A 13,204-nucleotide genomic window follows, 5' to 3' on the forward strand; every position below is an offset into this window, starting at 1 on the left:
TGCGATGTTGACACACGAAAATCAATCTGATCCATATTGCGTCCTCCCTTTGGAGGGCGTGATTTTTTGTTCCAGAGTAGTCCCAGAGAGGATGAGGGGTTATTCGTTTACTGTATAACATATCGATGTTATACTCACTTTATTCCAAAAGATTTTGCAAAAATATGTCGAATTGAGGCTTATCAGGATGATTATAGGTAGACAAAACGGCGAAACGATCATCCTCATTCCATCGCTTGAACCGGATGAAAGACTTCCAGCCTATGTAAGGCAATTGCGAGAGTATGGATTTACTAATATTGTTATTGTGGACGACGGATCTGGTGATGCCTACCAGTCGATTTTCGAGGAGCTTAGCGAGAACGGTTGTGCTCTGCTGACGCACACTGAAAATCTGGGGAAGGGTGCGGCACTCAAGACCGGATTTCAGTATATAGGAAAGCAATTCGAGGCATCTTCCTTCGTTGTAACCGCTGATTCAGACGGACAGCACGCGGCTGAGGATGTATACCGCATAGCCCAAGAAGCAAGGCTCCATCCGGACTCGTTGGTGCTCGGGGTAAGGAACTTCAGTGAGGGGAACATACCGCCAAAGTCCCTGTTAGGCAATCGAATGACCTCCTTTATTTTTGCCATGCTGTATGGTAAAAAGCTGTCAGATACCCAGACTGGGCTTCGTGCCTTCGGTCCAGGGTTACTTGCGTTTATGCAGGATGTTCGCGGCACTCGATTTGAATATGAGCTGCAGATGCTCATCTCGTGCATTCAGTCTGGGATACCGATTCATACCATGCCAATCCAAGTCATTTATGAGAATGGCAATGCGGGCACTCATTTTAAAGCGATCCAGGATAGTGCTCGGGTCATGGGGGTGTTGTTCTCCAATTTCCTGCGGTTCATCTCATCATCGGTGGCCAGTTCTGTTGTGGATTTGGGCATTGCCTGGTTTTTAATAGACGCGTTGCGGCCCGTGTTGGGTGAGCAGCACTATTTAAGAATTCTGCTTGCAACCGTGATTGCGAGAGTTATTTCCATTGTAGTCAACTATGTACTGAACAGACACTTTGTATTTCGCAAGGAGAATAGCCAGGGAAGTCTATGGCGCTATCTAACGTTATGCGGAGTAGTGATCTTGCTGTCCAGTACCGGTGTATATATATTCCATACCGTTCTCTTCGTAGATGAGAAATTGGCGAAATTCGTCTGTGATGCCTTGCTGTTCCTGCTCAGTTTCCAATTGCAGCGAAGATGGGTATTTGCAGCAAGGAGGAAGCAGTTGTAGTGCAAAACGAAAAAAGGCAGAATATATTTTTTGTCATCACGATGATCCTGATGTCGATTTATTTGGTGTGGCGTACGTTCTTTACATTGCCATGGGGTGAGGGCGTTCTGAACGTCATTTTTGGTATGTTACTGATTGTGGCAGAAACAGTCACCGTACTGACAACCTTTGAATTATTCTTTCAAAAGATGCAAAAAGAACGTACACAGCTCGATTTTCCAATCGTTCCGCCGGAGTATTATCCGGATGTGGATGTATTTATTGCTACGCATAATGAGCCCGTTGATCTGTTATATAAAACCGTTAATGCCTGTACGTTCATGGATTACCCGGACAAGCAGAAGGTTCATATCTATCTCTGTGACGATGGAGCAAGACCAGAGGTGGAGGAGCTTGCCAGACAGTTTGGCGTGGGGTATCTGGGGTTCCCCGGAAACAAGGATGCCAAGTCTGGTAATCTGAACAATGCGCTGAGCAAAAGCTCTTCGCCGCTCATTGCAACGTTTGATGCGGATATGATTCCACAGCACACCTTTTTGATGAAAACGGTACCCTATTTCATGCTCTCCACGTTTATTAAGGAGAATGAGGTATGGCGTCCTCGCCGAGAGGACGAGATGGACCCTAAGTTCAAGCTTGGTCTGGTACAGACCCCGCAAAGCTTCTACAATCCGGATCTATTCCAGTTCAACCTGTATGCAGAGCAAGGTATTCCGAATGAACAGGATTTCTTCTCCAGAGAAGTGAACATCCTGCGTAATGCCTCCAATGCGGTAGCCTATACAGGAAGTAATACCATCATTTCCCGGCAGGGCATGGAAGACATCGGAGGTTTTCCACTCAATACGATCACCGAGGATTTTGAGACAAGCATCCGCTTGCAGCAGGAAGGTTACATTACCTATGCCACTCAAGAGGTTCAAGCTGCCGGGCAGACAACAACAACAGTGAAGAGCATGATTAAGCAACGAATTCGTTGGGCACGGGGTATCATTCAGAGCCTGCAGAATACGCGTGCACCCTTGTCTGGGAAGCTTCCTTTCTGGACGAGAGTAACTTACTTAAGCAGTTTCTTATACTGGTGGTCCTTCTTTAATCGGTTGATTTTCATTTTGGCACCTATTTTATTTGCGTTATTCGACTTCCAGATTGTGAACACCACCTTCTGGCAAATCTTAATATTCTGGCTTCCATCTTATTTCTTCTACAGTGTATCCATGCGATATCTGTCCAGCAATATTCGGAATCAGCGCTGGAGTCAGGTTATCGATACCATATTCATGCCTTATCTGATCTGGCCGGTTCTCCTGGAGACGCTGGGCATTCGTGAGAAAAAATTCAAGGTTACCAACAAAAGCAGAGCAAGCGGTCGACAATGGATGTCTGCTCTGTTATATGCACTTCCGCATATCTTCTTGCTGTTGCTTTCCATTGCAGCCGTGATTCGGTATGTCAATGGCAAGTACGGCATTGCATTGTTCTTCAGCAGTATCATTATTTTCTGGCTGATTCATAACATGATTGCGCTGTGTTACGCCCTGTTCTTCATGATCGGCCGCCGTGCGTACCGGGAGACAGAACGGATTCGGGCGCAGGAAGATGTCACGATTCACGACCAAGCCAACAATCTGCGATATCAGGCCAAGACGGTGGATGTATCTGAGCAAGGTATTGCCTTCTATGTTCCTTATCCCATTTATTTGGCTGAACAGAAAATCATCTCTTTGGTCGTCAAAACCGACCGGTATGAGGCCAATCTCGATGCAGTCATCGTTTATGTGAAACAGGATGGAGAGGGCTGGCGATACTCCGCAACGGTTCAGCCGATTGATGAGAATGATAACCGCCAATACATGCAAATCATCTACGACCGTAAACACTCCTTGCCAGAGCAGATGAATCTGTGGGATACGGCTTATGACGATATGTTACGTAATGTGAAAAAACGGATTGTTCAACCCAGATCGGATCAGCGAAAAATGCCGCGGCTTTCCCTTCAGCTTCCAGTTCATTTCACCAATGATGCTAGCTGTACGCTGCGTAGCTTCAATTATCGTTTCTTTTCCGCGACGGGTTTCCATGGGGATATTGCGGCAGGAGCGGTGGTTACTTTTTATACGAAGAGTAATATTGAAGTCATTCTGCAACATACGGGAAAAACGACAGCCCGTGAGCGCGAAGTGCTCTTCTCGGTGGAGAATATCGATGATATTGTAGAGAAGGGCCTGATCGACCAATTGCTGACGGATCTGATTCAGCCACATTCCGATCGTTCCACCAGAGAGGGTTAGGAGAGATAAAGATGCTCATTGTGCTTCATTTTGTGATGGGAGTTTTATTGATATTCTCCTTTCTTGGTTATATGCAGTTTGTACGGAAGGCACTATCACTACGTTGGGAGTTCATCCCTGTATTTGTGTTTTCCTCGATTGCCTGCTTTGTTTTTCTGAGTGGTTTGGCAGGGCAGCTCTTTACGGGCAGCCTTGTCATTCTAATTGTAGGTTTACTTTTGTATGGGGGAATGCTGTTTCTCAGGCTGCGCCGAGGGGCATCATTACGTATGTCCTTTTCCATATTCCAATTTTCATTTCTGGCAGGGACTTTTGTTTTCTTGCTGGTACTCTTTCAGAACCAATTAACACATTACGATAATTTCTCACACTGGGCTATCGTATTGAAGCAGATGTTGAGTACAGATGCCTTTCCGACGCCAGACTCCAACCTGATTGATTTTAAAAACTATCCGCTGGGGACTTCGTCGTTTATTTATTATGTCTGTCGCTTCATGGGGCACTCCCAGTCCGTGATGCTTTTGGCACAAGGTCTGCTTATCTTTTCTTGTTTTTATGCCATGTTTGGCATTGTTTCGGAGAAGAAACGCTTTCTTCTGTACGCTTTTCTCGGCCTCGGATTATCTACACTTTCTTTTTTCAATCTTACGATTCGGATCACCAATCTGCTCGTGGATTTCTTGCTTCCGATCTACGCGCTCGCAATCCTGGCGGTGATCTACCAATATCGTAATGAGATCAAAAAAGCATGTATTGTTGTTCTTCCGCTTGCGGGATTACTGACCATCATCAAAAGCACGGGTATTATTTTCGCCGCGATCGGTCTGATTTTCCTAGTGTATATATGGCTAAAACATAAGCAAAAGCTCAGTTGGAAAACAGCGCTCGCTGTAGTGGGTACGATCTGTGGTGCGCTGATTCCCTACTTCGGATGGAGCTGGCGAATGGCAACAGTGTTCCAAGGGATTGATAACAAGTTCGATGTGGCTACCTCGGGGATTCAAGCCGGCAAAACGCCAGAGCAGATGCGTGATATTCTGTGGACTTTCCTCAAGGCCAGTACGGATCTGACGACACGGCCAGTGATCGGCATTGTTATTTTCCAGCTTATCGCGATTGCAGCATCTGTATTTGCCATCGTTGTGCTCAAGAAGAAGTGGAACTTGTGGAAAGTATTGATTGCTTTGGACGTTGTTCTGTTACTGTACTATGCGGGTATTCTGGCGTTGTATCTCTTCTCCATGCCATTGGATGAAGCAATTGTCCTGGCTGGATTTGAGCGTTATGCGTCCAGTATCGTGGTGCTGTTCGCCGGTGGACTGGTGTTGTGCGCTGCGATCGACCTGGAGCGTTCGTTCCACTATCGGATCGGTGAAGTGCCTGATTATCAATCTTTTAAGACGGTTGAGACGAAAGGCCATTATCAAAAAGGCATTATCGGCTGTATGGCGGTTGCGGCCACCATCCTTTTGTCCGAATACAATGGTATCGTGTCTATCGCCCAAAGCTATGATACAACGCTCCCTTACAAGATTCATGCGGTTACTGGTGATCGGTGGTACTCAGGTGGGCAAGAGGATAATAACAGATATCTCTTCTACGCCTCAGACAGGGACCAACAGGTCACGAACTATTACATGCAATATGTAGGGAAGTATTTCTTGTATGCTCCTCATGTGGACGGAATCGTGTTGTTCTATGAGGACAATATGGACAACCTGTTGAGCGGCTACGATTATCTGGTGGTCGTCGAGACGGATCTCAATGCCAAGTGGTTGCTCAAAAAGCATTATGGCATCGACATGCAGGAAGGTATCTACAAAATCACCCGTTCCGGGGATGAGGTTGTTCTTACACTGACTTAGGCTATACATGCTGTTCCAGTCAAGTCATGATGTGGATGGGAAAGAAAGAGGTAGGTGCGGTTAGCTAGCATCTGCCTCTTTTTAGATTAGCCAGTTACTCTGGTGGTTGAGAAATAAACAAGCTGATTCCATCAACGGAGTTGGCTTATTTCTCTTAACTGCTGGCTAGTGAAGGCCTTGGCCATTTCCGTTTCACTTCCTCTACTCCTTTCGGTCAATAGATAGGATGGGCAATAAAATGTATAGTAGGACTTTAATGTGAATGACCGATGATGCTTACAAAAGCGTTGAGGTGAGAGACGGATTGTGAAAGCGGAAAAAGGAGTGGGGAATACATAATGAAAAGAAAATGGATGGTTGTTATCGTTGTTTTGCTTGCGATTGGCCCTTGGATGGGATTGGGGCCGTTGCCTGTTCAGGCGGCACATGTTTTCAGCGGAGGAGGAAATGGCAGTCCAATCGATCCGTATATCATACGTACAGCAGAGGATTTGGATCATGTTCGAGATGACTTGAGGGCAAGTTATAAGCTCCAATCTGACATTGATTTAACCTCCTATGACAATTGGAATCCGATCGGCACCTCACTCGCTAATGCGTTTGAAGGTCAATTGGATGGAGCTGGTTATACGATTAGTGGAATGAAAATCGTCTCATCTGCTGATTACATTGGTCTGTTCGGTGCTATGCGCGAGCCTGCAACGATTAACAATGTGCGACTGGTGAATGTGAACATTACATCATCTAATACGTCCGCCCAAGTCGGCGGAATTGCTGGTGTAGCCTTTGCTTCGAGTACTCACCATATGTTAGACCGTGTTTCAGTAACCGGTGAGATACGTAATAATGGTTATTCAACTGGCGGGATAGTCGGACAAAGTTCATATATTACTCTAGTGAACAGCGATGCGCACGTTCGCATATATTCGGACGGCCCTAATGTAGGGGGATTAGTGGGGTATAACGGTAATAGTATTATCGAAAAGAGTTACGCAACAGGTGACGTGTCAAGCGACAGAAATGCTGGCGGGTTAGTTGGTTATTATAGTGGCAGTAGCAATATTCGTAACAGTTATGCAACGGGTCATGTGACGGGCGTTGGTAATGCGGCTATCGGCGGGTTAATAGGTGCAGGGAATTCTGGAACTGTTGAGAATAGTTATGCAACGGGGACTGTCACGCGTGACAACGGCTTAGCTGGTGGTTTGGTCGGAGATAACAACATCATCATTGACAGCGGTATGTCCATCGCCAACTCTTATTGGAACTTGAGCGACAATCCCGGGCTCAATACGACAGGCAACCAATCAGGAACAGACGGAGCAATGAGTCAGGACGCGATGAAAGAGTGGGCCACTTATACAGGGTGGGATTCCGCGATTTGGGGCATTCAAGAGGACGTGAGTCCCCCCTACTTGAAGTCTTTCTCTCCCGTGTTAAGGGTGGATCCGCTCTCATCAGCGACGTATTCCACTGAACCTGGGGATAACCACTTCATGGTCTCCGGTTATGTCCGGGATGGTAGCATTGGTGAGCCTCTGGAAGTTAGCTATACGATCAAGAATGCTTCGAATGGTACTGTAACTCAAGATGTATATGCAATTAACGCTACAAGTAGCAATCAGACCTTTAACTTTCCGGTCACGATCGACGAGAGCACCTACACACCGGGAACCTATACGATAAAAATAACAGCAAGCGATTCGGTTCCAGCGCATGAGCAGTTGCAATCCTTAACGTTTGAGGTAGAGGATAAGACACCTCCAGCGGCACCGATCATTACGATTCCGAGCAACGGACACATGACGAATAATGCGACGCCAACGGTTAGCGGCACGTCGGAAGCGGGAGCTACGGTCACGGTTGTACTGGACGGAACTGTTGCGGGAACGGCAACGGCAGGGAGTAACGGAAGCTGGGCGTGGACGGTAGAATCGCCATTGCCAGAAGGCACGCATATGGTGAAGACGAGGGCAAGCGACGTAGCGGGCAATGTGGGCCCGGATTCAGCGATACATACGTTCACAGTGGATGTGACGCCGCCGATCATTACGTTGATTGGAAGTCCGTCCATGCAAATGAAGGTAGGCAGTGCCTACACAGATCCTGGCGCAAAAGCGCAAGATGCGGTTGATGGTGATTTGACCTCGCAGATCAAGGTGACCGGAACGGTAAATGTGAATCTAGCGGGAAGCTATGTACTTACTTACAAAGTGCAGGATAGCTCTGGAAATGCAGCCGCGTCCGTGCTTCGGACAGTAGATGTCGTAAGCTCCGGTGGAGGATCAGGAGGAGGATCAGGAGCAGGAGGATCGGGATCATCCAGCGTAGAGCAATCTCCTAACGCAAATCTGGCTCAATTAACTCTTCGTGTTGGAGGTTCCACAGAGGAACTAACGCCTCAATTTGCTCCAGAGATTACGGAGTATACCATGGAGACATCTGGTGAACAACTGGTGCTTCACTGGGTTGCTGCTGATTCGAAGGCAGTCGTTAAGCTGCTGAGTAAGCCTGTAATTGATACGACAAACATTCCTTTAGTCGTGGGAACTCAGACGATTAAGATTACCGTCCAAGCGGAAAATGGAACCCGTAAGGTCTACACCATTACGGTTACACGTCTTGATGATAACGAAAACACATCTGCGAGTCCCGAATGTGCTTTTACAGACATTCAGGCTCACTGGGCAAAGATGGATATTTGTGAAGCAGCGAGATTGCAGATCGTTGAAGGTGTGAATACAAATAGCTTTGCTCCTGATAGAACCGTAACACGGGCAGAGTTTGCCGTCATGTTGCTGCGAACACTCCAGATTCCAAGCGTGCAACAATCAGTTGCCAATCCCTTCAGTGATAAGGACAGTTCACCCGAATGGGCGCAATTGGCCATTCACACGGGAGCAATCGAGGGAATTCTCAACGGATACCCGGATGGAACATTTCGCCCGCAGCAGGAGATCGATCGGGCAGAAATGGCAGTAATGCTTGCAAAAGCGCTGAAGTGGGAGGCAGATATCGAGCCTGATCTAAACTTCTCTGATCGTGCAAGCATTCCAGCTTGGTCACGATCTTATGTGAAAGCAGCACAAGAGAATGGGCTCCTGCAAGGTCGGGGAGACAACCAATTCGTACCGGATGGAATGACAACCAGAGCGGAAGCAGCCGTCGTAATGCTCAGACTCTGGAAGTCACTATACTAATCTCAAGGTGAGATAGAACTTATTGCAATTTGTTGTCTTGTATTAGAGAGACCTATATAATGTGGAGAGAAACTCCTGTTATATAGGTTTTTTTTAATATTATTTTTCTAATTCATCCATAAAGGACCTCCCTCATGAATTCCACAATAGAGCTTGTTGTTATGATTGCTTCGGTAATGATGACCTGCATCATTCTTATCTCGGTATACGGGTTCAGAAAAGAGCGTGGTGTAAAGTATCTTCTCGGTGTCATTGTATGCCGAATTATTTACTCCATCGGTGTCATTCTGGAGAGAAGCAGCTATGAATTAGGAGACAAGCTGATTTTTCGCAATGTACATCAAACGGCTCTTAGTTTAATGGTGCCTTTCTTTTTATTGTTCACCCTCGAATTAATCGGTCGAGACAAGTTTCTTAGACCCCGCTGGAAGATTGGGCTTTTCATCATATTCGCACTCTGGTCACTGCTCATGTGGTTCAATTCAGAGTTACATATGATCTATCGATCAATAGAACTTCATGATGGTCATTTGGCCACAGTAAAAACGGGATATTCCATTATGTTCTCGATGATTTGTTATAGTATTGTAGCTATATCTTTTTATTTGTTATTTCAATATATTCGGAATATTCGCGGTGATTTGCGAAAACCGATCATGTGGGTTCTGTTTTTCGCCTCTTTTTCTGTTGTTTTTGAGATTATTAGATTCGTGCACCCTGCATGGTCCTCGTGGCTCCTTTCGTTTACGGTTTACTGCAGTTTTATAGGTATGATCATGCTCGTGATTGTGTTGCGATTCAAGTTTTTCTCTATCGTTCCATTTGCAAGGAACATGGTGCTTGATACACTACAGGAGAGTATTCTAATTGCGAATGCTTCGGGCAAGATCATCGACAACAACAAACAAGCCTCCGAGTGGTTCTCGAAGCTGGGTCATCCCTCCATTTCTGGTCAGAATATTACGGATTTGCTTGCAAGATGGCCCAATTGGTACACGTTGTGCGAGTCTATGCAACCGGGCAATGTCGAGATTGAAGTTTGGTTGGATGGCGAAAGAAAAATGTACAGTATTAACGTATATCCGCTGCATACGCAGCGTAAGCAGAGACAAGGGGTTATCTCTCTGATTTTCGATATTACGGAGAAACAGCAGCATTTGGATCAAATTGCTCACCTCAGCCAATTGAAGGATCAACTGGTTACAATCGTATCACACGATATTCGTACTCCGCTGGCGGTGCAGTTTCAACTCGTTGAGTTGTTGGAAGAAGATAGAGAAAGCTTCAGGCCAGATCATCGGGAAATCATCGAGCAGTTGGGGAACCAGACTCGCACTACACTGGGAATGACGAATAATTTATTAGAATGGTTCCGCAGTCAGAGAGAAGACATGGTGCTTCGTCCACAGTTATTGGAGTTAACTGAAGTTGTGGAGGAATGCTTTCATATGCTGCATATTCAAAGTGAGGTTAAACAGATTAGGGTGAATTGCAGTATTGCTTCAGGCACTCGTGTGTATGTAGATCGGGAAGCACTTGGATTAATCATTCGTAATCTGTTATCCAACGCTATTAAATTTACCGGGGTTGGTGGCTCCATCCATGTATCCGCTCATCTATCGGGAGATAAGGTAATTGTTTCTATCCGCGATAATGGGATCGGTATGGAAGAGGAGTACGTTCGGCAATTATTCGGAGAAATGCGGCTGGGTTCATTGCCGGGCACCTTGGGCGAGAAAGGTACGGGACTTGGACTGATCGTGAGCCGACAATTCGCCCAGCGAAGTGGCGGAGTCTTGTGGGCGGATAGCAAATTAGGCGAAGGAAGTGTGTTTCACTTCACCATGAGAGGCGGAACAGGAGATGAAAGTTCTTATCGTGGACGATGAGTTCGCGATGCTGCTCGCTATGAAGCGAATGCTGTCAAATATGGAAGGCGTTAAGCTTGTCGGAAGCTTCCGAGATGCGGCAGGGGCACTGGACTTTGTCCGGGGCAGCAACGTGGATCTAGCTATTTTGGACATCATGATCGCTGGGGACAATGGATTAGACTTGGCTCGCAGCTTGCGCTCAATTCGTGCTGAACTTGATATTGTGTTTACAACCTCCCACGCAGAATTTGCGCTGAATGCCTATGACGTTTATCCATTAGACTATATAGTCAAGCCAATTTCTAGAATTCGGCTGGCTCAGACGATCACAAGAGCAATGAATAAACGCAGTATATCGTCAGATGAGTCAACTGAGAGATGGGCTGGTAACCATGCAGCCAATGAAGACGAGTCTATATCCAATATATCATATGTGGTGGAAGCACCGACGCTGGTCGCACCACTGACATCGCGAGAGAGAGAAGTACTACAGGGCATTGCAGCGGGATTGACTAATGAAGAAATAGCTGAACAGCTACAGATCAGCTTGAGCACCGTCAAGGTTCATGTAAGACATATATTCTCGAAACTTGAGGCACATAATCGTGTTAGTGCGGTTGCCCGGGCACATGAGCTTGCCGTTATAGGTAGCGGGAGTAACCCTATCATACGCAGGGGTAAGTTTCTTCATGAAAAGAACGACCCCGAATTATTATGAAGACAGCAAGCGGCTTAATGAACATGGGGGCATCGTATCATAAAATAAAATAGCTTATATTTGGGATACACCATTTTTCTCGCTGGCTATATCCAAAAACTATAACGGGCTATAGTTCTTTCCTAGAACGGTAAATCCGATCGGATATGTTATATTTAATTTTATAATGATAAACGAGGAGATTACCTATGAGCACTCAAACTGAACCTAAAAAAAGAACGGTTACCCCGTTTCGATATGATATCGTTGGCAGCTTCCTGCGGCCGGATGCGTTAAAAGAAGCCAGATCACAATTCCACAATGGCGACATTACCGCTGAACAGTTGAATGTAGTGGAGAACGCCGAAATTGTAAAGCTCGTGCAGAAGCAAAAAGAGGTTGGTCTTCAGGCTGTAACGGACGGTGAATTCCGCCGCTCCTGGTGGCATCTGGATTTTTTCTGGGGATTGGATGGTGTAGAGCGGACAATCATCGAGGAAGGCTATCAGTTCAACGGTGCGAAATCCAGACCGGAGACAGCCCGCCTGACCGGCAAAATAAGCTACAGCAGTCATCCGTTTGTAGCGCACTATGCCTTTTTGAGGAATACGGCTGGTGACGACGTCGTTGCCCGTCAATCCATTCCAGCGGCTGCGCAGTTCCTGTTCGAATTGGACCGGGCGGATAACAAGGAAAGCACCCAGGCCATCTATCCGAATCGCCAAGAGCTCCTCTCGGACATTGCTGGGGCGTACAAAGCGTCTATCTTGGCCTTCTATGAAGCAGGCTGCCGCAGCATTCAGATTGACGATTGCACTTGGGGTGCATTGTGTGACAAACAGTTCATGGCGTTGATGGAGCAGATCGGCGTGAATGTGGCTGATTATGCGAACGAACTTGCAAAACTGAACGAAACAGTGGTGTCCGGCTTGCCGGAAGACCTCGTAGTAACGACTCATGTCTGCCGCGGTAATTATGTTTCGACATTTGCCGGTGTCGGCGGGGGTTATGAGCCAATCGCGCAGACGCTTCTGAGCATCGAAAACTACTCCGGCTTCTATTTGGAGTTCGATACGGAACGGGCGGGTGATTTCAAACCACTTCGTTTCCTGAAAGACAATCAGCAGGTGGTACTGGGCGTGTTCTCTTCCAAAATCGGTGAGTTGGAGAACAAGGAGGATATTCTGAAACGGATTGAGGAAGCTCGACAATACGTCGATCTGGACCGGATCTGCCTGAGTCCGCAATGCGGCTTCGCATCCACGGAAGAAGGCAACCATCTGACAGAGGAACAGCAATGGAGCAAGCTTGCGTTCATTAAGGAAATTGCCGAAGAGATCTGGAAGTAATTCAGGCTCATTTATTAATAATGTCCATAAGTAATGTATAGGCCATAACTGAATTAACCGATATTATCGAGCCGTACGGGCAAATGATCCCGTACGGTTTTTTTATGTTGATCGTTCTTTTGCACATGAACGTTGGATTAGGCAATGCTTAGCCCGGTCATAATTTGTCGAAATCGTAGTATGTAGATCGTCAAATAAGATACAATGAAGTGTAGAATGCGTATCAAGGGTACTCTACATTGCCCCATGAAGAATTGCATACATACGTCTGATATTAATATAAAGTGGTGAAATCATGAAAGAATTGCAAAGTCAGTTGAACCGAAAAATATACTATATGTCCACGCTAACGATTATTTTTCTGATGGTATTCGGATTAGTACAGTCTACGATAGATTGGAACGAAGTGACACTCGGATATGCTGTGCATTTCCTGTGTGTACCAGTTTTGTCTATATTTCTAATAATTTATCCAAAGTATAGCAAATTCTCCCTTCGGTTGAGTGTCGTTATGTCTGGATTTTTATACTTTTATACGCTTATTTTTTTATATCCCCAGACTTGGACAACCTATATTCTCATTTGTCTTATTCCTGCGCTCGCCATTCTATTTTTCGATCTCAAATTGTTCTATTTCTCGTTGATTCTA

The 13,204-nt window shown here is 46.1% G+C and carries 7 protein-coding genes; all 7 read left to right on the forward strand.

The window, feature by feature from the left end:
* Positions 1-187: 187 nt before the first annotated feature.
* The 7 genes from QF049_RS23810 to QF049_RS23840 all read left to right on the forward strand — a co-directional run bounded on the left by QF049_RS23810 (position 188) and on the right by QF049_RS23840 (position 12,555).
* A complete protein-coding gene (locus QF049_RS23810) occupies positions 188-1,282 on the forward strand; it encodes a bifunctional glycosyltransferase family 2/GtrA family protein (RefSeq protein ID WP_307541022.1) in 1,095 nt (364 codons plus the stop codon).
* On the forward strand, positions 1,282-3,573 hold the full coding sequence (locus tag QF049_RS23815; RefSeq protein ID WP_307541024.1) for a glycosyltransferase family 2 protein: 2,292 nt from the start codon (positions 1,282-1,284) through the stop codon (positions 3,571-3,573). The genes QF049_RS23810 and QF049_RS23815 overlap by 1 nt, the downstream gene beginning before the upstream one ends.
* 11 nt (positions 3,574-3,584) lie before the next feature.
* Complete coding sequence (locus tag QF049_RS23820) at positions 3,585-5,438, forward strand: hypothetical protein (protein WP_307541026.1); 1,854 nt, start codon at positions 3,585-3,587, stop codon at positions 5,436-5,438.
* A gap of 338 nt (positions 5,439-5,776) precedes the next feature.
* On the forward strand, positions 5,777-8,638 hold the full coding sequence (locus QF049_RS23825) for an S-layer homology domain-containing protein (RefSeq protein WP_307541028.1): 2,862 nt from the start codon (positions 5,777-5,779) through the stop codon (positions 8,636-8,638).
* A 134-nt stretch (positions 8,639-8,772) separates the two neighbouring features.
* Positions 8,773-10,527 (forward strand): sensor histidine kinase, encoded by a 1,755-nt coding sequence (locus QF049_RS23830; RefSeq protein ID WP_307541030.1) that lies wholly within the window; start codon positions 8,773-8,775, stop codon positions 10,525-10,527.
* Positions 10,502-11,227: a response regulator transcription factor gene (locus QF049_RS23835; protein ID WP_307541032.1), complete on the forward strand. Its 726-nt coding sequence runs from the start codon at positions 10,502-10,504 to the stop codon at positions 11,225-11,227. The genes QF049_RS23830 and QF049_RS23835 overlap by 26 nt, the downstream gene beginning before the upstream one ends.
* 188 nt (positions 11,228-11,415) lie before the next feature.
* Positions 11,416-12,555, forward strand: coding sequence for a 5-methyltetrahydropteroyltriglutamate--homocysteine S-methyltransferase (locus QF049_RS23840; protein ID WP_307541034.1), 1,140 nt, complete (start codon positions 11,416-11,418; stop codon positions 12,553-12,555).
* Positions 12,556-13,204 lie beyond the last annotated feature (649 nt).

Origin of the sequence: Paenibacillus sp. W4I10, from assembly GCF_030816325.1 — a bacterium.
In the GTDB taxonomy this organism is placed as follows: domain Bacteria; phylum Bacillota; class Bacilli; order Paenibacillales; family Paenibacillaceae; genus Paenibacillus; species Paenibacillus amylolyticus_B.

Bases quoted from the DNA above. Each gene is read 5' to 3' on its own strand.
- QF049_RS23810 (WP_307541022.1), top strand. From the start codon at position 188: ATGATTATAGGTAGACAAAACGGCGAAACGATCATCCTCATTCCATCG.
- QF049_RS23825 (WP_307541028.1), top strand. From the start codon at position 5,777: ATGAAAAGAAAATGGATGGTTGTTATCGTTGTTTTGCTTGCGATTGGC.
- QF049_RS23830 (WP_307541030.1), top strand. From the start codon at position 8,773: ATGAATTCCACAATAGAGCTTGTTGTTATGATTGCTTCGGTAATGATG.
- QF049_RS23835 (WP_307541032.1), top strand. From the start codon at position 10,502: ATGAAAGTTCTTATCGTGGACGATGAGTTCGCGATGCTGCTCGCTATG.
- QF049_RS23820 (WP_307541026.1), top strand. From the start codon at position 3,585: ATGCTCATTGTGCTTCATTTTGTGATGGGAGTTTTATTGATATTCTCC.
- QF049_RS23840 (WP_307541034.1), top strand. From the start codon at position 11,416: ATGAGCACTCAAACTGAACCTAAAAAAAGAACGGTTACCCCGTTTCGA.